This window comes from Photorhabdus luminescens subsp. luminescens, assembly GCF_001083805.1.
Lineage (GTDB): Bacteria > Pseudomonadota > Gammaproteobacteria > Enterobacterales > Enterobacteriaceae > Photorhabdus > Photorhabdus luminescens.
In genome coordinates this window covers 588,768-610,499 of sequence record NZ_JXSK01000002.1, presented here as the reverse complement: position 1 = coordinate 610,499, position 21,732 = coordinate 588,768, and the positions used below count along the sequence as shown (strand labels likewise).

Here is a 21,732-nt window from a genome sequence, read left to right as displayed (position 1 = left end):
TGATATTAAAGTATTTTCTAACCGTTATTTTACTGAGAAAATTATAAGCATAACGCAATAAAAAGAGGGATAAAACGGTTAATGTGGTAGGATTTAACTGCTAAACAGAAAGTTAATTATCGGAAAAAATATAAAGAGGTATCTTTAACATTATCAGGTTATTTACTGGCATAATTTATGCGGAAAGTAAAGGTTGGCGGCCTATAAAAAGCTCTCAGAATTGAGAGTGAACAGTATCAGAAGAGATAAAAAAGCGGATATGATTAACGTTGGTTAAATGTAAAATACGATATGCCATGATGATTAAACTTAATAAAAATCAGGTGTTAAAAGTGGTAAAAACAACGTTTAAAACCTGATGCCGATTAAAAGCAGCGGTTAAAACGATGGTTTATATTTTTTCATAACTTAATGCGTCCTTCTTCCACAATATCCAGTCGTTCGGTTAAAAAGTCAGAGTCAGCTTTTTCTTGTTGCAAAAAGGAATTTCAACTGGGTTTAGCTGGTTGCAAAATAATGGTATCGCTTTCACGAATAATTCCCAATACATTCACTCCTTAGAAATTGGGGTAGCCAAGTATAAAGCATTTTTACTAATGGAAAAACAAATCTCATTATTTTAAATAGGTTGATCAGCACCATAAGACACAGCATTACGCTGTGTCTTAAATGGAATTGGATCGATTTTTACTAAAAGTATTAATTTCTCAGCAACAGATAGATACTCTCTTCACCGCGAAGAATGTTCAGCGCTATGACTGGCGGTTTAGAATCAATGACCTTACGCAGTTCATTAATATTCTGTATCCGTTCATTATTGATCCCAACAATCAGGTCATTTTTCTGTAAGCCAGATAACGCCGCCGGTGAGTTTTGAGCAACACTATCGATTTTCACACCGTAAGTTCCTTTGACTTCACCATTGCTCAGGGTTGCACCTTGCAGGGCAAGGGTTAAATTCCCGGCTTTGGTTGTTTGACCTTCACTGTTTTCCAGCGTAACAGAAACCTCCATTGGCTTACCTTTACGCAATAAACCAATTTTAATTTCTTTACCTGGTATCGTTGTGCCGATTTTGGCTTTCAGCTCAGCAAAGCTACTAATTTTTTTGCCATCAACGGAAACAAGAATGTCGCCGGATTTAATACCTGCTTTCGCTGCGGCGGATTTTGGTAATACTTCACTGACAAATGCCCCGCGTTGGGCATCAATATTGAATGCCTTGGCGATATCGGAATTCATTTCCATGCCTTTAATGCCAAGAATACCGCGCTTGACTTCACCATGAGCAATAAGCTGTTCACTCAGGGTTTTTGCCATATTACTTGGGATTGCAAAGCCGATACCGATGTTACCGCCGCCTGGAGCCAGAATAGCGGTATTGATACCGATTAATTCACCATTCAAATTAACCAGCGCGCCACCGGAGTTGCCACGGTTAATAGAGGCATCCGTTTGGATGAAATTTTCTAATCCTTCCAGGTTCAGACCGCTACGTCCTAACGCAGAGATAATGCCGGAGGTTGCAGTTTGACCAAGGCCGAATGGATTACCAACCGCAACAGCAAAATCGCCAACTCGGAGCTTATCAGAATCGGCCATAGTAATTGCAGTTAAATTCTTAGCATCTTTCAGTTGCAGCAGGGCAATATCCGTCTGAGGATCGCGGCCTAATAATCTGGCTTCATATTCACGTCCATCATTCAATTGGACACGAATTTTATCTGCATTCTCAATAACGTGATTGTTGGTTAATATATAACCTTTGGCTGCATCAATGATGACGCCTGAGCCAAGCCCTTGGAATGGGCGGGTACTTTCACGGCCCATTGGTAGATTTGGACCAAAGAAGAACCTGAATTCTTCAGGTATACTCTGTTCCTGTTGTACTTGCGTACCGGAAACATGCACGCTGACAACGGCTGGCAGGACTTTCTCAAGCATCGGCGCGAGGCTTGGCAACGCCTGACCGGCGATAGCCGCAGGTAAGGCAGCGCTACTGGTAGCAGGGACTGAAATTGTAGACAATCCGATACTGATTGCTAACGCACTAAGAAGTAAGTGTTTTCTTTTCATCTAATTTTGTTCTCTTGTATACCTAAGCCAGAAGGCCAATGAAGTTAATTCCGGCAAGCAGCCATGATTACTCTATGACTGTTAATTATTAAATAAAGTTCATCTGGCAGACAGATTTAGCATGATTCTTTACAGGGATTTACATGATTGAAAAATAAAAAAACAAAACTTGCGGGTAGATAATAGGTTTTACATTTGAATTAATGCTGTGGCACAGAGCATGCCACAGCGAGAGTTTTTACTGGTTTTTTTCATTCATCGGACGAAACAGGCCGGAAGCGCCATCGGAATAATCTTTTGGCGGCATTTTAACCGGAGCTTGATCATTATCCGCCTCTGATTCAGTCAATCGATAATTAAATGGATTGTCTTGTACTGGCATATTCGGCATCAGTTCATGAGAGCTTTTAGCCATATGCTGATATAACTGACGATAATCGCGAGCCATGTTGTCGAGTAATTCTGCACTGTGGGCAAAATGACCAACTAATTCTTTACGATACTCTTCCAGTTCTGATTTATTATTCTCCAGTTCGGTTTGTAAGGCTTTCTGCTGGCGCAGCTTAGTGTTGCCAAAGCGCATAACTAGCGCTCCGATAACAAAACCAACTACCAATCCAATCAGTGCATACTCCCAAGTCATAGCTACTCCTTCATCAACATCGTTGTTCCGCAGAATGTTTCACTTAATTATCGTCACTATAACCGTTAATCTAGTTAGAGTGGAATATTGATCATGATTTACATTTGTTTGTCGATCTTATTCTGAACCTTATTGTAGACAACTGATCCGGTAATAAGGTCAATCTGAATCATAAAAACGATAAAAAATGGGCGATTATTTTAAGGATTGTTATTGTCATGCCATCATTGATTACCCCTTCATCATACTATCAAAAAGCCCTTTCCGAGGGTAAATACCAACCAGATGAGGTTCAGCGTCAAGTCGTTGCTCAATTGGATACTATACACCATGCTCTGATTAATGCTTCTCTCGGCAATCCGGTGAGACGCCAAAGCTTGAAAGGGCGTCTAAGTAAACTGCTAGGAAAGCAGGTTTCAATGAGTTGTACACCTGCTCAAGGGCTTTATATGTGGGGAGGCGTTGGTAGAGGGAAAACTTGGTTAATGGATATGTTTTACCAAAGCTTACCCGGTGAAAGAAAATTACGTTTGCATTTCCATCGTTTTATGCTGCGGGTGCATGAAGAGTTAAAGACATTGCAAGGGCATGAAAATCCACTGGATATTGTGGCGGATAGTTTTAAAGCGGAAACAGATGTGCTTTGCTTTGATGAATTTTTTGTCTCCGATATTACTGATGCTATGATTCTTGGTACATTGTTGGAAGCGCTGTTTGCCAGGGGGATTACCTTGATTGCAACGTCCAATATTCCTCCTGATGAACTCTATCGTAATGGCTTACAGCGAGCTCGCTTTTTGCCTGCTATTGAGCAGATCAAAAAATATTGTGACGTTATGAATGTGGATTCGGGTATTGACTATCGGTTGCGCACATTGACACAAGCTCATCTCTATTTCGAACCGCTGAATGAAGATAATGAACGAGAGATGAATCGAATGTTTATTCTTTTGACTGGTAACAACAGTGAACAAACTTCGGTGTTGGAAATTAACCATCGGCAGATGCCCGTGATTCGTAACGCTGACGGAGTATTGGCAATTGGATTTAAAGTTTTGTGTGAAGATGCGCGTAGTCAGATGGACTACATTGTTTTATCAAAACTTTATCACACTGTTTTGTTATATCAGGTTCCAGCGATAATGCCGGGTAATGAAAATGCCGCTCGTCGTTTCCTGGCGCTGGTTGATGAGTTTTATGAACGTCGAGTAAAACTGATCATTAATGCGGCGGTGCCGATGGAGCAAATTTACCAAGGGGTGTTGTTGACTTTCGAATATCAGCGTTGCTTATCCCGTTTGCAAGAGATGCAAAGCGAAGAGTATCTGAAATTACCTCATTTACCTTAATTTTGTGTTTACCCGTATATTTCAGATTCAGAATTGGTTTGAAATATTTAAATTGGGGTCGATTTTTATTTTTGACTTCTCTATAATCTTGCGACCCCACGTTACAGCAATGTTTTTTTTCCCAAAAAACTTGCATATACCTAATAGATTTCGAGTTGCAGCGCGGCGGCAAGTGAACGAATCCCCAGGAGCATAGATAACTATGTGACTGGGGTGAGTGAAAGCAGCCAACAAAGCAGCAGCTTGAAAGATGAAGGGTATATAGTGCCGGCATAGGCTATTCGAAGGGGTAGGTTTGCTGGACAAGAGTCGTGTGAACCTCAGCAAGTTTCTGAACCGTGAGTGTTCACCAACGTGTAACTTATTATTGGGTAAGCTTTAATGAAAACTTTTACAGCTAAACCAGAAACCGTAAAACGCGACTGGTATGTTGTTGACGCAGATGGCAAAACTTTAGGCCGTCTTGCAACTGAAGTGGCTCGTCGTCTGCGCGGCAAGCATAAAGCGGAATATACTCCGCATGTTGATACCGGTGATTACATCATCATCGTTAATGCAGAAAAAGTTGCAGTCACCGGCAACAAGCGTTCTGATAAAATTTACTATCACCACACCGGTCATATCGGTGGTATCAAGCAAGCGACCTTTGAAGAGATGATTGCTCGCCGTCCTGAGCGTGTAATTGAAATCGCGGTTAAAGGCATGCTGCCAAAAGGGCCACTGGGCCGTGCAATGTACCGTAAACTGAAAGTTTACGCCGGTAGCGAGCACAACCATGCGGCACAGCAACCGCAAGTTCTGGACATTTAATCGGGATTATAGGCAATGGCTGAAAATCAATACTACGGCACTGGTCGCCGCAAAAGCTCTTCCGCACGTGTCTTTATTAAGCCAGGTAGCGGCAATATCGTCATCAACAAACGCAGCCTTGAAGTTTACTTCGGCCGTGAAACAGCGCGCATGGTTGTTCGTCAGCCGCTGGAATTGGTTGATATGTTGGGTAAACTGGATCTGTACATCACCGTTAAAGGTGGTGGTATTTCTGGTCAAGCAGGTGCAATCCGTCACGGTATCACCCGCGCACTGATGGCGTATGACGAAACTCTGCGTTCTGATCTTCGTAAAGCTGGCTTCGTTACCCGCGATGCTCGTGAAGTTGAACGTAAGAAAGTTGGTCTGCGTAAAGCACGTCGTCGTCCACAGTTCTCCAAGCGTTAATTTTTTGTCTTTATGGCAATTATTTAATGTGCAAACCCGTCTTTGCGGCGGGTTTTTTACTTAATTATCCATACACTTCCCCCAAAATGTACAAAATCTGGTAAACTAGTGCCAATTTTTGCCTCACCCATTTGTCTGCCGACTATCTGAACGATAGTAATTGCGTTGAAACGGTAATAATTGTGTTGGAACGGTAATATGTGTTGAAACGATAGTCATTGTGTTGAGTAACGCATTCCGTATTCACCGTTGCGGCGCAGAAACATAAGGGGTGAGAATGAATGAATAAGAATAGTCGTGGTCGTGTGGGGCTATTCATTCCTTTTTTAGATAAACTTGGAGGTTTTCATGGCTGTCGCTGCCAACAAACGTTCGGTAATGACTCTGTTTTCAGGCCCGGCCGACATTTTTAGCCATCAAGTGCGAATTGTATTGGCGGAAAAAGGTGTCAGCGTTGAAGTTGAGCAGGTTGAGGCGGGTAACCTGCCACAGGACCTTATCGATCTGAACCCTTATCAGACAGTTCCGACTTTGGTTGATCGTGAGCTGACGCTATATGATTCCCGCATCATTATGGAATATCTGGATGAACGCTTTCCTCATCCGCCATTAATGCCTGTGTATCCGGTTGCCCGTGCTTCCAGCCGTTTGATGATGTACCGCATCGAAAAAGACTGGTACTCCCTGATGTATACTATTGAGGAAGGCAATTCTCAAGAAGCCAATGCTGCCCGTAAACGATTAGCAGAAGAGTTGCTGGCAGTGACGCCAATATTTAAAGAGATGCCATTCTTTATGAGCGAAGAATTCAGTTTAGTTGATTGTTATCTTGCTCCTTTACTATGGCGTTTACCGGTATTGGGGATAGAGTTACCGAGCTCTGGTACCAAAGATTTACAAATTTACATGCAGCGTGTCTTTGAGCGTGATGCATTCTTGGCTTCATTAACCGAAGTTGAACGTGAAATGCGCTTGCAATCCAGGAGCTGATTTATGGAGCTGTCTCAAATGTCTCCCCGTCGTCCTTATTTGTTGCGTGCTCACTACGAGTGGTTACTCGATAATGATATGACTCCTCATCTGGTTATAGACGTGACTTTACGTGGAGTTAATGTACCAATGGAATATGCCCGCGATGGACAAATTGTGCTGAATATAGCGCCGAGAGCTGTTGGTAATCTTGAGTTAACCAATGATGAAGTACGCTTCAATGCCCGTTTTGGCGGCGTTCCCCGTCGGGTTAATGTACCGATGGCGGCAGTTATAGCGATTTATGGCCGTGAAAATGGGGCGGGAATGATGTTTGAGCCTGAAGCAGCTTATAAAGATGAATATCTTTTTAAATCCGCTTCAGATCAGGATAGGGCCGATACCTCTGCATCCGTGGCCGATAATCTGGTATTAGTTACGGATACATTGCACGATGTTGAAGATGATAGTGGAACTTCACCTGATGATGAGCCGCCCAAACCGACGAAAGGTCGCCCTGCTTTACGGGTAGTAAAATAAGCGTTAAAAGAGGGGGCGATTTGCCTCCTTATTTTTTTCAAATTTATTGATTAGAATTCTGTATTGTAGGCTTTTTCTAACGCCCAGAAACACTCTTCAGCTCTGCCTTTAGCTTCGCTATCTGCGATAGCGCCTAAGCTTTTTTTGACCTTATTTATAAACTCTATTTTATTCTCTTTGGTCCCCAGTTCTGGTGGAATTGTGCAGATATCAGCCAATGATATATTGTTTTCTTTATCTGTGTTAGCAAGGACCTCAACAGGATTATTAATTAATGCTAGGGATAATGCGTAGCGTATCTCTTTGGCAAAACCCAGGTGTGTGCTTTGCGTTAATTTAAAAGCCAGTTTTATCCAGTTGCTGTCACCAGTAGTGATGTTGTGAGTGATTTCTTGCCTGGCCCCCATTTCCCCTAATTCTGCCGCTACAGAATTGGTACCTCTGTTTATAATTTCTTTAGTAATGTTTTGGGGAGTCAATGGCTGTGATAAAGCAAGTGCCGTGTGGCTGATAAACAGCATTGGAGATAATAAAATTAGGGTTTTCATTAGCTGCATTAATATTTCCAGTATTTATAGTTGAATAAGCATCGTGATACTTGTGTCGGTTAGTTGGAATACTTTATTTAATACTCATCTTAATGAAAAAGAATATTCCAAAATATTATGTATGACAGTAATAAATGTGGAATGTTCATTAAATTCACTTACTTTTTTGTCTAAGTGAAATCCAATTAATATAAGTTATCGAACTGATAATAGAAAGAGATGGGAGCTGAAAAGCTCCCTTGGTTGATTAGATATTGAGGTAGTCAAGAATGCCTTGCGCGGCTTTACGCCCCTCGGCAATTGCGGTTACAACCAGATCTGAGCCACGAACGGCATCCCCGCCGGCAAATATTTGTGGATTACTGGTTTGGAAAGGAATATCTGAGTACTCTGGCGCGATGATACGTCCCTGTTTATCTAAGGCGACTTGGTGATCATTTAGCCAGTTCATTGTATGTGGTTTAAAGCCGAATGCCATAATCACTGCGTCGGCTTTGAGCAGATGTTCCGAGCCAACGATAATTTCAGCTTGGCGACGCCCGTTTTCATCAGGTTGACCTAACTGAGTCCGTACCATTTTTACACCGCAAACTTGACCTGAATGATTGATTTCAATATTGATAGGTTGCAGATTAAACAGAAATTCTACGCCTTCTTCCTTGGCATTTTTGACTTCGCGCTGGGAGCCTGGCATGTTGATTTCGTCACGACGATAAGCACAAGTCACCGAAGCCGCTTTTTGGCGAATAGAGGTTCTGACACAATCCATTGCAGTATCGCCGCCGCCAAGCACCACGACCCGCTTACCTTGCATATTGATGAAAGGTTGCGATTGTAGGGCGGGATAACCCATCAAGTGCCGGGTATTGGCAGTCAGAAATGGTAGAGCATCATAAACGCCATCAGCATCTTCATTTGCCAGCCCTCCACGCATTGACTGATAGGTTCCTACACCGAGGAATACCGCATCGAACTGTTCAGTCAGTTCAGATAAGGCAATATCTTTGCCTATTTCAGTATTAAGCCGGAATTCAATTCCCATTTCAGAGAAAATTTCACGGCGGCGTATCATGACCTCTTTTTCCAGTTTAAACGCCGGTATGCCAAAGGTGAGTAAGCCGCCGATTTCTGGATGACGATCAAAAACAACGGCTTGTACGCCATTACGGGTTAATACATCAGCACAAGCTAGTCCCGCGGGGCCTGCGCCAATAATCGCAACTTGTTTGCCTGTTGGCTGAACTTGTGACATATCGGGCTTCCAGCCCATAGCAATCGCTTTATCATTGATGTAACGTTCAATATTACCAATAGTCACTGCGCCGAACTCATCATTCAGAGTACAAGCGCCTTCACAAAGGCGATCCTGTGGACAAACACGACCACAAACTTCCGGCAGGCTGTTTGTTTGATGGGATAAATCAGCCGCTTCCATAATACGTCCTTCATTGGCAAGTTTAAGCCAATTGGGAATGTAGTTATGAACGGGACATTTCCATTCGCAATAAGGATTACCACAAGAAAGGCAGCGATCAGCCTGTGTCTGTGCCTGATTTGCTGAAAATGGTTCATAGATTTCCACAAATTCTATTTTGCGGATTTTCAGCGGCTTTTTAGGCGGATCGACGCGTTGTAAGTCGATAAATTGATATACATTCTGGCTCATCTTGGCTCCTTATTGCGCTTGAATTCGCAACTCTGCGGAAGAACGACTGCGATGTCCCAGTAGGGCTTTCACATCACTGGATTTTGGTTTTACAAGCGCGAATTTGCTCAGCCATTGCTGCCAGTTAGCAAGAATATCTTCACCGCGCTGGGAGCCGGTCAGGAGGACGTGCTCAGTGATAAGCCCTCGCAAGTGTTCTTCGTGGATAGCTAAGGTAGCTACTGCCAGTACTTCGACTAACTCTGGGTTAACCCGTTTGCGGAAATCATCATTTTCATCCAGGACATAAGCAAAGCCGCCAGTCATTCCTGCGCCAAAATTTATTCCAGTGCGTCCGAGAATACAGACGATACCTCCTGTCATATATTCACAGCCGTTATCTCCGATACCTTCTACAACTGTAATCGCCCCTGAATTACGAACGGCGAAGCGTTCTCCTGCTCGCCCGGCAGCAAACAGTTTGCCCCCGGTTGCGCCGTAGAGGCATGTGTTGCCAATGATGGTTGCTTGATGGCTTTTGAAGGCAGAACCCACCGGTGGGTGTATGACAATACGGCCGCCAGCCATACCTTTACCGACATAATCATTGGCATCGCCGATAAGTGTTAGCTCCAGACCGCTGGCATTCCAGACACCAAAACTTTGACCGGCAGTACCATTGAAATGAATTTTTATTGGCGCTGCGGCGATCCCCTGATTACCATATCGAGCAGCGATAAAACCGGAAAGGGAAGCGCCCACTGAACGATCAGTATTACGGATATCGAAATAGAAAGTTTTACTTTGTTGGTTCTCAATATAGCTAGAGGCTTGAGCCAATAAGTTTTTATTCAATGCCCCATTATCGAATGGTGGATTGTTTTCAGTGCAATATAATGTTTTGCCCTGATGGGGTTCTGCGGTTGCCAAGAGCGGGTCAAGATTGAGTTTGCTCTGTTTTGCTGAAATACCTTCCAGTACTTCAAGCAGGTCAGTTCGGCCTATTAAATCAGTTAGCTTTTTGACACCCAATGCAGCCATAATCTCTCTGGTTTCACGGGCGATAAAGCGGAAATAATTCATTACTCGTTCAGGTAATCCGTGGTAGTGGTCGCGACGTAATTTCTCATCCTGAGTGGCAACCCCGGTGGCACAATTATTGAGATGGCAAATACGCAGATATTTGCATCCAAGAGCAACCATTGGGCCGGTACCGAAACCGAAACTTTCAGCGCCAAGAATGGCTGCTTTAATAATATCTGTGCCTGTTTTCAAACCGCCGTCAACTTGTAAGCGGATCTTATGGCGTAATCCGTTAGCAACTAGCGCTTGTTGGGTTTCCACCAGCCCCAATTCCCAAGGGCACCCGGCATACTTCACCGATGACAATGGACTGGCTCCGGTACCGCCATCATAACCTGCGATAGTAATTAAATCGGCATAAGCTTTGGCAACGCCAGTGGCAACAGTACCAACACCGGGTTCTGAAACCAGTTTTACTGAGATCAGTGCATTGGGGTTGATCTGTTTTAGATCGAAAATCAACTGAGCCAAATCTTCAATCGAGTAAATATCGTGGTGTGGTGGTGGAGAAATAAGTGTTACGCCGGGTACGGAATAACGCAGTTTTGCAATATATGGTGTTACCTTATCACCCGGTAATTGCCCGCCTTCTCCAGGTTTAGCACCTTGCGCGACTTTAATCTGAATCACATCAGCATTGACCAGATAAGCAGGTGTCACACCGAATCGACCGGAAGCAACTTGTTTGATACGGGAAACTTTTTTTGTTCCATAACGTGCGGGATCTTCTCCACCTTCGCCGGAATTGGAAAAACCACCTAGCGTATTCATGGCTTCCGCCAGAGCTTCGTGTGCTTCGGGGCTTAATGCGCCAATCGACATCGCAGCGGTATCAAAGCGTTTAAACAACTCCTCGGCAGGTTCTACTTCTTCAATAGGTATCGGTTCAGCTTTTGTTTTTAGCGCCAGTAAATCACGGATTGTGGTAATTGGGCGTTGATTAACCAGACGAGAATATTTCAAGTAATCGTTATATTCGCCGCTATGAACCGCAGACTGTAAAGTGCTGACAACATCCGGGTTATAAGCGTGGTATTCGCCGTTATGAACATATTTCAGCAATCCGCCCTGATCGAGTGGTTGACGAGCAAGCCATGCACGTTTGGATAAGTTTCGCAGATCCTGCTCAAAATCGCTGAAATTAGCACCGCCAATTCGGCTGACGACGCCGTTGAAGCAAAATTCAGTTAATTCGGAATGTAAGCCGACAGCTTCAAATAGTTTAGAGCAGCGATAGGAGGCGATAGTCGAGATGCCCATTTTCGACATGATTTTATATAACCCTTTATTGATACCATTGCGGTAGTTGAGCATGACATCAGCGTAGGGTTTATTAATGGTGCCATTATCGACCATTTTGGCCAGTGATTCATAAGCCAGGTAGGGATAAATCGCTGTTGCGCCAAATCCCAGTAGTACAGTGAAATGGTGTGGATCACGGGCGCTTGCTGTTTCTACTATCAGGTTAGTATCACAGCGTAGGTTTTTTTCTACCAAACGGTGTTGAATAGCGCCAACAGCCATAGGCGCTGGTATGGGTAACTTCTCCGAAGTAATGTTGCGGTCAGATAATACCAACAATACCGTGCCATCTCTGGCGAGTTGTTCAGCTTGGTCACACAATGCAAACAGGGCATTTTGCAGATGAGTTTCTTGTGGATTGAAAGTTAGGTCTAATCGTTCTGCGCGATAGTGTGGACTTTGTTGCGTTATTAATTGATGAAAATCAGAGTAGAGCAGAATCGGGGATTTAAAGCTTAATCGGTGTGCCTGCCCCTCTGCTTCACAAAATACGTTCATCTCCCGCCCAATGCAGGTGGTGAGAGACATAACATGTGCTTCGCGTAGTGGGTCGATTGGCGGATTAGTCACTTGAGCAAATTGCTGGCGGAAATAGTCATAAATGATCCGTGGACGGCTGGAAAGGACGGCAAACGGTGTATCATCCCCCATTGAGCCGGTTGCTTCCTGACCATTCTCTCCCAGGACACGGATGATTTGATCTAACTCTTCGTTGCTGTAGGCAAATTGTTTGTGATAGATCGCTAACGATTGATCGTTCAGATCCCGGTGACCAGCTTGATCTTCCAATAATTCTTCAAATGGGGTGAGGCGCTTGACGTTTTTATCCATCCATTCTTTATAGGGATGGCGGCTTTTCAAGTCGTTGTCTGTTTCTTCTGCATGAAGAATACGGCCTTGGCGGGTATCAATCACGATAAGCTCACCGGGACCAACTCGCCCTTTTTCCACCACTTCATCCGGTTGATAATCCCAGATGCCGACTTCGGAAGCACAGGTGATCAACTTATCTTTGGTGATAACATAGCGGGCCGGGCGCAAGCCATTACGATCCAGATTACAGGCAGCATAGCGTCCATCTGACATAACGATACCCGCAGGGCCATCCCACGGTTCCATGTGCATGGAGTTGAAATCAAAAAAAGCCCGCAGATCCTCATCCATATCAGGATTGTTCTGCCATGCGGGAGGAACCAATAATCGCATAGCACGGATTAAATCCATTCCGCCGTTGAGAAACAGTTCCAGCATGTTATCCAGCGAGCTGGAATCTGACCCTGTTTCGTTTACAAAAGGGGCGGCAGTTTGCAGATCGGGAATAAGCGGTGTTTTGAATTTATAGGCTCTTGCTCGTGCCCACTGGCGGTTGCCGGTGATGGTGTTTATTTCGCCGTTATGGGCAAGATAGCGGAAAGGTTGTGCTAATGGCCAGCGTGGGACGGTATTGGTTGAGAAGCGCTGGTGGAATAGGCAAATTGCCGATTCCAAACGTAAATCAGCCAGATCGGGATAGAAACGGGGCAAATCTGCCGCCATGCATAGCCCTTTATAGATAGTCACCAGATTGGACAAACTGCAAACATAAAAATCGTTGTCGTTAATGCGCTTTTCTATTCGGCGGCGAGCAACGAACAAACGGCGTTCTAAATCACGTGCACGCCAGCCTGCTGGAGCGTTAACAAAAATCTGTTCGATACGGGGGAGGCTTGAAAGGGCTATTTCGCCCAGAATGTCACTGTTGATAGGAACTTCACGCCAGCCGACGACTGACAGAGTTTCATTTTGTAGCTCTTGTTCGACGATTTCCCGGCAGTTTTGCGCAACCTGATGATCTTGGCTAAGAAAGAGCATGCCGACGGCGTAATTGCGGGCTAAATGCCACTCTTGCTCCTGTGCGACCATCCGAAAAAAACGGTCAGGTTTTTGCAATAATAAACCACAACCATCACCGGTTTTGCCATCTGCCAGGATTGCCCCACGATGTTGCATTCTTGCTAAGGCGTGGATAGCGGTACGTACTACTTTGTGGCTTGGCTCCCCTTCAATATGGGCTATCAATCCAAAGCCACAGTTATCCTTTTCTTGAGATTTGTTATATAGCATATGAACCTCCCGAGGTTCTGTCCGACTCTCACAGAAACTCACAGACATTTGTGAGATTAATATTTTTACTGGCGTCTGAATTGCGCCCTCAATCAACCACCACTTGTTTATTTGTGATAAACAGGTGGTGACTTAAATGATATTGTGTCACTGCATAATTATGGTTCAGATGAGAATCTGACAGATGATTTCCAGTGACTTTCCAAGTTAACTAGAAATATAAAGCAGGTCAAATATCACCGGCATAAGATAAGGGTAGGTGGTAAGTAAAGTTAATATTATGATTTATAAATAAAAAAATTAATATTAGAGTTGTGTGATATAGATCATGTTAGGATTTTAATGTGATTTATATCACTAATATTAGTGTAATATCTGTTTTGTATATGCTGTTAAACTTTCATTTATTAGATTTAAAGGCTTGCTAATGTAAACTTTACCAAATAAATATATATTTTTGTTCCTTTATAAGAATAAAGTTTTATCTTTTTGGGGGTATTAGCAGAGTAAAAAAGAATTTTATGCTTATTTTATCAATGTATTCGATTATTTATTCATATTTGGCTTGTGCGAAAAGACCGGCAGGAGTAAAAAGCCAGAATAATGTTTGGGAAGTCATAACTAAAACTATTAAATAATACTATTGTTTTACCAGGTCAACAATTTCTGTTATTCCTTCAACGAAGTGGCCGGTCTTTTACGGTATGATCTGGAATGGTCATATTTTAAGGGAGTCTTTATGAAATGAAGCTGCTCAGGGGCCTGGCCCAATATTATGTTGATTTAATGATGAAATTGGGGTTAGTGCGCTTTTCATTACTGCTTGCATCCGCATTGGTCGTTCTTGCGATGGGTGTACAGATGGTGGTCACTTTTCTGCTTCAAGGAGGAGTGCAAAGTATTGATTTAGTTCGTTCAATCTTTTTTGGTTTGTTGATTACGCCTTGGGCAGTCTATTTTCTTTCGGTTGTGGTTGAGCAACTTGAAGAGTCCCGCCAACGATTATCCAAGTTAGTTGAAAAGTTGGAAGTTATGCGTCAGCGTGATCGGGAACTTAACCAGCAATTAAAAGATAACATTATTAAGCTTAATCAGGAGATCTCTGTCAGGGAGAAAGCCGAGCAGGCGCATCTGATCTTGTTGGATAAACTCAAAGAAGAGATGAAACACCGTGAGCAGACGCAGATTGAATTGGAACAGCAATCTATATTGTTGAAATCTTTTCTCGATGCTTCCCCTGATTTGGTTTATTACCGCAATGAGAATAATAAGTTTTCTGGTTGTAATCGGGCGATGGAGTTGCTGACGGGGAAAAGTCAGAAACAACTTGTCGGGCTGACGCCAAACGACGTTTATGACAAAGAAGTTGCTCGCAAAGTGATGAAAACCGATGAAAAAGTATTCCGTCATAATGTTGCGCTCACTTATGAGCAATGGCTGGTTTATCCCGATGGTCGAAAGGCCTGTTTTGAGCTTCGGAAAGTCCCTTTTTATGATCGAGTGGGAAAAAGACACGGGCTTATGGGATTTGGGCGCGATATAACGGAACGTAAGCGCTATCAGGACGCTTTGGAGAATGCAAGTAGGGATAAGACGACTTTTATCTCAACGATTAGCCATGAGCTTCGTACTCCCTTAAATGGCATTGTTGGTTTGAGCCGTATTCTGCTTGATACTGAGTTGACGTCTGAGCAAAATAACTATCTGAAAACGATACATGTCAGTGCGATCACGCTTGGTAATATTTTCAATGACATTATTGAAATGGATAAAATTGAACGGCGTAAAGTGCAGATTGATAATCAGCCAATTGATTTTACCGGTTTTATATCCGATCTAGAAAACCTCTCTGGGCTGCTGGCGCAACCGAAAAATATTAAATTTGTAATGAATCCAGAACTGCCGCTGCCTGCCAGAATCATGACAGATGGTACTCGCTTGCGCCAAATTCTGTGGAACTTGATTGGCAATGCAGTGAAATTTACCCAAAAAGGGGAGATTAATGTGCGGATCTGGTACGAAGCAGGGGAACTCTTGCTGTTTGAAGTCACAGATACGGGGATTGGTATCCCATATGATGAGCAAGAGAAGATTTTTGCGATGTATTATCAAGTGAAAGGCAGTCATGGTGGTTGTCCTGCAACAGGAACCGGTATTGGATTGGCGGTATCTAAGCGTTTAGCCCAAAGTATGGGAGGGGATATTGTGGTGGAAAGTGAGCCGGGACAAGGTTCTCGATTTACGCTGTCTATCATAGCGCCTGCTATGGAGGATAGTCCTCTATGCGAAGAAGATACAGAAGATTGCCCACTTCCGGCTTTGCATATCTTATTGGTAGAAGATATTGAGCTAAATGTGATTGTTGCTCGCTCTGTACTGGAGAAATTGGGTAACAGCGTAGAAGTCGCCATGAATGGTAAAGATGCGCTAGAAATGTTTGAGCCAGAAGAGTTCGATCTGGTATTGCTGGATATTCAGTTACCCGATATGACTGGATTAGATATTGCCCGTGAATTACGTCAGCGATATGCCAAAAAAGATCTGCCTCCATTGATTGCACTGACGGCAAATGTTTTAAAAGACAAAAAAGAGTATCTGGATGCAGGTATGAATGGTGTGTTAAGTAAGCCTCTTTCTGTGAATGCGTTAACTGCCATTATTGAACAATATTGGGGGGAACAGTCTGTGCATCATATGCAATCGGCAGAAGAGGAGTCAGGATTGATGAAAAAAGATGAAGATTTACTTGATGCAGAAATGCTTAACCAATACATCGAGCTCGTTGGGCCCCAATTGATTCGCAATAGTCTGAGTGTGTTTGAAAAGATGATGCCAGGTTACTTGTCTGTTCTTGACTCGAACATGACAGCTAAAGACCAGAAAGGTATTACCGAGGAAGCGCATAAGATAAAAGGTGCTGCGGGATCGGTTGGATTGCGTCATTTACAGCAACTGGCTCAGCAGATTCAATCACCTGATTTACCTGCATGGTGGGACAATGTTCAGGAATGGGTTGATGAGTTAAAGCAAGAATGGAGAAACGATACGGAAATTTTGAGAGAATGGTTGGCGGACGCTGAAAAAAAATAACCCCAACCGAGGTTGGGGTGCGCGAATACTGCGCCAACACCAGGGAAAACTTTTTACACGCCTATCTGATAGATCTTTGGTTGTGGCGAGTAAATGGGGAATTCTCCGTACATCATACAAGTACCAACATAGCAAAGATAAGATTTTTTGTTACAAGATTCATTAAAATCTGTGATGAAGATTGGTGTTTAACCCCCTAAAGGGTTAAGCAATAATCTACTACAAATGGAGTGGGGTATGAAATCAGTTGCGGTTGTCTTAAGTGGATGTGGTGTCTTCGATGGTAGCGAAATTCATGAGTCAGTATTAACTATGCTTTCTTTAGACCGTTTAGGTGTTAAAACGAGCTTTTTTGCACCTGACGTACCACAACTTCATGTTATTAATCATATTAACGGTGAAGAAATGGGGGAAGAGCGTAACGTCCTACAGGAATCAGCCCGTATTTCGCGGGGAAAAATTAAGCCTTTATCACAAGCAAATGCGGATGAATTTGATGCCCTGATAATTCCTGGGGGATTTGGTGTCGCGAAGAATTTATGTGACTTTGCCGTTAAGACAGTTGATTGCGAAATAAATAAGGATTTATTAAGTTTGGTAAGGGCTATGCATAAGCAACATAAACCAATGGGATTGATGTGCATTGCGCCTGTTATGTTGCCAAAATTACTTAATAAACCGGTGAAACTAACTGTCGGCAATGATCCTGAAACGGTTGCTCAAATAGAGGCAATGGGAGGTGCCCATATGATTTGTGAGGTAAATGATGTTGTTGTTGATTTAGAAAACAAAATTGTGACAACACCAGCCTACATGCTTGCTGAATCTATTTCTCAGGCAGAAGTTGGAATTGATAAACTTGTCAGAAAAGTATTGGAAATGACTGAGTAACTGGATGCGAAATCCTTTTCAATTTTTATGGTACTGGCTTAAAAAAATCGTAATCTCAGTTGTTATCTTATGGATAGTTTCTGTTGTTGCATTTTCATTTTTGCCAGTGCCGTTTTCTATGGTTATGGTTGAGCGCCAGATTAGCGCTTGGTTATTATTTAATTTTTCTTATGTATCTCGTTCTGACTGGGTAGGGCAGGGGCAAATATCGCCAAATATCGCATTGGCTGTTATTGCTGCGGAAGATCAAAAATTTCCACAACATTGGGGATTTGACTTTGATGCTATCGAAAGCGTACTTGAACGTAATCAAAATAATTCTGGAAGGCTCAGAGGGGCTTCAACGATTTCTCAGCAAACGGCTAAGAATTTATTTTTGTGGGATGGACGTAGCTGGTTAAGAAAAGGGTTGGAAGCCGGAATGACCTTTGTCATAGAACTGGGATGGTCAAAAAGTAGAATTCTGACTGTTTACCTTAACATAGCAGAATTTGGTGATGGAATTTTTGGTGTTGAAGAGGCATCCAGACACTATTTTCATAAATCAGCCAGTAAATTGACGGCATCAGAAGCTGCTTTACTTGCTGCTGTATTGCCTAATCCACACCGCTATAAAGTTAATGCGCCTTCGGCTTATGTTTTACGGCGTCAACAATGGATTTTGCGGCAAATGCGGCTGTTGGGCGGGGTGAATTATCTGGAGAAAAATGGGTTAATGAGAAATGATTGAGGGAAGAATCGGGAGATTATTCGGTTTGACGTTGGATGATGAATAAGGGTAAAACGCCGGCGCCAAAAAATGACGCGGCCTAATACCTGGATGTTTGACAGATTTATCGTGTCATCATCTTCAATCAATGTGTTTAATTCAAATAAGTGAATGCGGTTGTTATCCGCTTAGCACCGTTAGTTTCGCTGGCAATTTTCGCAGCGGCGTTACCTTCTTGTCTGGTCAGAATGCCTAATAAAAAGACTTCCCCGTTTTCCGTAACGACTTTTATGTTAGAAGACTTAACTGAGTCACTAGCCAAGATTTTTGAGCGTACTTTAGTTGTAATCCAGGTATCTTTAGAAGCCGTACTTAATGCAACCGGTTTCCCCTGACGAATTTCATTGTAAACAGTGTGTGCTCCATCAACCCGCGATGCTATCTGTTTAGCTCGGTCTGAAAGGTTTGAATCTGGGCTTTGACCTGTCAGTAAAACTTTTCCTTGATAGGCGGTGGTAATAATACGGGTTTGCTCTTTGAGTTGCTTATCTTTGTTAAGCGCATTACTGACACGGGCTTCGAGGGTACTATCATCAACTTGTTGACCAATTGTTCGGGGATCGGTTGCTGTTTTAGTCGCTACGGCGGCAGAGCCTACCACGACTGCGCCAATACACCCCTGTAACATCACAGCAGTGCAAATCGTAGCTAATAGGGAGAAAAATCGCATTATTGGCTCCTTAGTCATCCTGATGGGGAAAGAGTGTATTATCGATTAAGTCACATAAGCAGTTAACTGTTAGCATATGAACTTCTTGAATTCTGGCACTACGATGAGATGGAATACGAATCTCTACATCTTGTGGCCCGAGTAAGCCGGCAAGCTCGCCGCCGTCGTAGCCGGTAAGGGCGACAATCGTCATATCGCGGGTTACAGCGGCTTCAACGGCTTTAACAATATCACGGCTATTGCCATGCGTGGAAATCGCTAATAACACATCGCCTGGCTGACCTAATGCCCGTACCTGTTTAGCATAAATTTCATCATGCTGTTTATTGCTTGAAATGGCGGTGATGACCACATTGTCTGCGTTAAGCGACAATGCAGGCAGGCTTGGACGTTCAGTCTCAAACCGGTTGATCATATTGGCAGCAAACCGTTGAGCTGTTGCGGCTGAGCCGCCATTACCACAGCAAAGAATTTTGTTACCATTCAGTAATGATTGAACCATCATCATTGCAGCTCGCGAAATAGCATCAGGTAATGCTTCCGCGGCGGCAATCTGAGTTTGAATACTTTCTGTAAAACAGACTTTAATTCTATCCAGCACGTTTATAACCTACTCAGTATCATTTTAACGAGTGAACTCATCTTGATTGAAGGCATTTTGCAACCATTCAAATTGTTGACCAGTAATAGCACAAATATCAAAGCGACAAGAAGAGGTTTCAAAACATTCACCCCGTTGCAACAGCCATATTGCGGCAGCGTGTAATAATTTTTTACGCTTGCTATGGGTGATTGTCGCCAGTGCATCTCCATGTTGTCCTGATTTGCGGAAGCGGACTTCAATAAAAACCCAAGTTTGCTTGTCTTTCATAATCAGGTCAATTTCACCGCCGCGAACTTTCACATTTGCGGCGATAAAAGATAATCCTTGTTTTTGTAAAAACAACTTTGCCTGTGCTTCATAGTGATGTCCTAGCAAATAACTTGTCAGTTTTTTTATTTTCATCCTGCTTTTTTATTTTCATTCTGAAATGAGTCACTTGAATTGAAAGGCCGCTTGGTAACAAGCGGCAATTTACTTAATTAAATAGCCGTAATTTGGCCTTGATGATATTTCATCCATGAGAGCTGTCGGAAAATGGTGCAATTTTCCTGAACGGACAGCACCCCGGAAGCACCATTGAGATGGAAATCACTTTGAAGCTGAACCTGACTGAATTGATTTGCTAATGACCAGGCATCAATGCCCATAGCGTAAAGACGCATCAAAGAGTAATCATTTGCAAATTTACTGGCTGCTTGTTGCATCAGCGGCAGGTTAGCGCCGGCGATTAAGGGAATATCACTGAATTGCATTCCTTCCATCTCCAGGCGGAAATCGGGACCAACGCCAGCCTGATTACTGCGGGAACTGGCGTAAAGGGCGGGCTTATCACGGGAACTGATTGCCATATCAATCATTGTCTTAATCAGCGTTAGTTCATCCAGGGTAGAAACAACATAAACTGCATCTATTGGGCCGCCAGTAGAGGCAGGAACGACATTGGTGTTTATCTGAGGGATTTCCAAATCACCAATGGCGATTGATGTAGGTTGATTGCTTGTAATATTGACGGCTGTTCCGGTCAGGCGAATGCCCGTACCTCTATTAATTAATTGTTTCAATTCGGCGGAGGAGCCAAAGGTTTGTTGCAGAACAGTATGCCCCCCTTGTTTTTGCCATTCCTGTGCAAAGGCTTTAGCAATGCGGTCGCCAAAAGTCCCTCTGGGGACTAAAATCAGAGGATTCTGTTTCTGTTGCTGCCAAATGTGTTCCGCGGCGTTTTTCGCTTCATCTTCTGGCGATAAGGAGAAATAGCAGATATTAGGTTGTGGTTGAGCATTATCTAACTCGTTGAGTACTAGCATATTTAATGAAGTATTTATCTGAACGAGTTTAACCACATCGGGTTTCAGTAACGGTCCGACAACTAAATTCACGCCGTCCTGCTTAGCCTGAATTAATAAATTTTCCAATGGCTGGCTTGCTGTGTCATAGATTTTGACCTGTTGTGTATTAATCGGCGCATTGGCTATGACAGGTGTTGTCTGAAGGGTTGGCGTTGTTGATTCTATGGGCGATACCTCACTGAGGGACATATCGGTAGAAACCACGCCATCTGACACACTATTGTTGTCTGCTATAGATAAATTTTCTGGGTTTTCTGTTGGTAATGATGCACTTGGTAAACCAGCCTGAGCATCAAGAAAACCTTGGCGAATGGCTTCACCGAATACTTTTGCTTGACCGCTTAATGGCAAGAACAGAGCAATACGGATATTTGTATCTTGCTGTTGGATGGCTGCCTGCTGTAACTGAGTTGGGAGTGACAGTGCGGCAGGGTTTTGTGGATAACGAATTTTCCAGTCATGGATAGCTGCCTGTAGTTTGTCAGAGTCCTGTTTGTTATCCTGATAGGCACTGAGTAAGTCCAGCCAGCCTTGCAGAACATTTTCATCAGCGTTGATGACTAACCCACGGCGTTCTTGTGGTGAAAGACGGGTCAGCATTTGCCAGGTATCATCAACATTTTTTTGATGAATCGCATTCTCTTTCAGAAGTGGTTCCTGAGCGATATAAGCACGGATAACATCAAGAGAAGGTTCGCCATGAGCGGCATCAATGATGGATTGATAACGGGCGATTTCTGTACTGATTTTGTCCTGAGTTTGCGAAGGTTGTTGCCCCTGTTGGTCAGGCACGGTACATCCTGCGATGATCATAACTGCCAGCATAGCTGAACAGACTAAACCAGTTTTGATACGCACAAAAATTGAGGAAAGCATACTGTATCCA

Annotated in this window: 17 protein-coding genes; 8 read left to right on the top strand and 9 right to left on the bottom strand. The window is 43.3% G+C overall.

The genetic code is table 11. The annotated features are described in order from the left end of the window. Positions 1-699 precede the first annotated feature (699 nt). Both degQ and zapG read right to left on the bottom strand, forming a co-directional pair. Entirely contained in the window at positions 700-2,076 is a 1,377-nt protein-coding gene (degQ, locus tag TI10_RS07580) for a serine endoprotease DegQ (protein WP_049582696.1), read from the bottom strand. A gap of 238 nt (positions 2,077-2,314) precedes the next feature. After that, entirely contained in the window at positions 2,315-2,719 is a 405-nt protein-coding gene (gene zapG / locus TI10_RS07575; protein ID WP_049582695.1) for a Z-ring associated protein ZapG, read from the bottom strand. Between the two features lie 218 nt (positions 2,720-2,937). Between zapG and zapE the strand changes: the two genes are divergently transcribed. From zapE to sspB, 5 genes are all read left to right on the top strand, one after another. Then, on the top strand, positions 2,938-4,068 hold the full coding sequence (gene zapE / locus TI10_RS07570; RefSeq protein WP_049582694.1) for a cell division protein ZapE: 1,131 nt from the start codon (positions 2,938-2,940) through the stop codon (positions 4,066-4,068). Between the two features lie 381 nt (positions 4,069-4,449). Next, a complete protein-coding gene (gene rplM, locus TI10_RS07565; RefSeq protein WP_011148147.1) occupies positions 4,450-4,878 on the top strand; it encodes a 50S ribosomal protein L13 in 429 nt (142 codons plus the stop codon). Between the two features lie 15 nt (positions 4,879-4,893). Next, the gene (gene rpsI / locus TI10_RS07560; RefSeq protein ID WP_011148146.1) at positions 4,894-5,286 is read left to right on the top strand and encodes a 30S ribosomal protein S9; all 393 of its coding nucleotides are present in this window, start codon (positions 4,894-4,896) and stop codon (positions 5,284-5,286) included. A gap of 348 nt (positions 5,287-5,634) precedes the next feature. After that, complete coding sequence (sspA, locus tag TI10_RS07555; RefSeq protein WP_049582693.1) at positions 5,635-6,276, top strand: stringent starvation protein SspA; 642 nt, start codon at positions 5,635-5,637, stop codon at positions 6,274-6,276. A gap of 3 nt (positions 6,277-6,279) precedes the next feature. Beyond that, a complete protein-coding gene (sspB, locus tag TI10_RS07550) occupies positions 6,280-6,795 on the top strand; it encodes a ClpXP protease specificity-enhancing factor (protein WP_049582692.1) in 516 nt (171 codons plus the stop codon). A gap of 50 nt (positions 6,796-6,845) precedes the next feature. Here sspB and TI10_RS07545 read toward each other — a convergent pair whose 3' ends face one another. The 3 genes from TI10_RS07545 to gltB form a co-directional block, all read right to left on the bottom strand. Further along, a complete protein-coding gene (locus TI10_RS07545) occupies positions 6,846-7,352 on the bottom strand; it encodes a hypothetical protein (RefSeq protein ID WP_049582691.1) in 507 nt (168 codons plus the stop codon). Positions 7,353-7,590: 238 nt separating this feature from the next. Then, positions 7,591-9,009: a glutamate synthase small subunit gene (locus tag TI10_RS07540; protein WP_049582690.1), complete on the bottom strand. Its 1,419-nt coding sequence runs from the start codon at positions 9,007-9,009 to the stop codon at positions 7,591-7,593. Between the two features lie 9 nt (positions 9,010-9,018). Beyond that, complete coding sequence (gene gltB / locus TI10_RS07535; protein ID WP_049582689.1) at positions 9,019-13,476, bottom strand: glutamate synthase large subunit; 4,458 nt, start codon at positions 13,474-13,476, stop codon at positions 9,019-9,021. A 744-nt stretch (positions 13,477-14,220) separates the two neighbouring features. Here gltB and arcB point away from each other — a divergent pair. The 3 genes from arcB (at position 14,221) to mtgA (ending at position 18,187) form a co-directional block, all read left to right on the top strand. After that, positions 14,221-16,566, top strand: a complete 2,346-nt coding sequence (gene arcB, locus TI10_RS07530) for an aerobic respiration two-component sensor histidine kinase ArcB (protein WP_049582688.1) — start codon at positions 14,221-14,223, stop codon at positions 16,564-16,566. A gap of 237 nt (positions 16,567-16,803) precedes the next feature. Then, the gene (gene elbB, locus TI10_RS07525) at positions 16,804-17,457 is read left to right on the top strand and encodes an isoprenoid biosynthesis glyoxalase ElbB (protein WP_049582687.1); all 654 of its coding nucleotides are present in this window, start codon (positions 16,804-16,806) and stop codon (positions 17,455-17,457) included. 4 nt (positions 17,458-17,461) lie between these two features. Further along, the gene (gene mtgA, locus TI10_RS07520; RefSeq protein WP_049582686.1) at positions 17,462-18,187 is read left to right on the top strand and encodes a monofunctional biosynthetic peptidoglycan transglycosylase; all 726 of its coding nucleotides are present in this window, start codon (positions 17,462-17,464) and stop codon (positions 18,185-18,187) included. 133 nt (positions 18,188-18,320) lie between these two features. Here the strand turns inward: mtgA and dolP are convergent, their stop codons facing one another. The 4 genes from dolP to TI10_RS07500 form a co-directional block, all read right to left on the bottom strand. Continuing rightward, positions 18,321-18,896: a division/outer membrane stress-associated lipid-binding lipoprotein gene (gene dolP / locus TI10_RS07515; protein ID WP_049582685.1), complete on the bottom strand. Its 576-nt coding sequence runs from the start codon at positions 18,894-18,896 to the stop codon at positions 18,321-18,323. A 10-nt stretch (positions 18,897-18,906) separates the two neighbouring features. Continuing rightward, a complete protein-coding gene (gene diaA / locus TI10_RS07510; protein ID WP_036780324.1) occupies positions 18,907-19,497 on the bottom strand; it encodes a DnaA initiator-associating protein DiaA in 591 nt (196 codons plus the stop codon). A gap of 24 nt (positions 19,498-19,521) precedes the next feature. After that, the gene (locus TI10_RS07505; RefSeq protein ID WP_049582684.1) at positions 19,522-19,902 is read right to left on the bottom strand and encodes a YraN family protein; all 381 of its coding nucleotides are present in this window, start codon (positions 19,900-19,902) and stop codon (positions 19,522-19,524) included. A gap of 77 nt (positions 19,903-19,979) precedes the next feature. Continuing rightward, positions 19,980-21,722, bottom strand: a complete 1,743-nt coding sequence (locus TI10_RS07500; protein ID WP_049582683.1) for a penicillin-binding protein activator — start codon at positions 21,720-21,722, stop codon at positions 19,980-19,982. Positions 21,723-21,732: the final 10 nt, after the last annotated feature.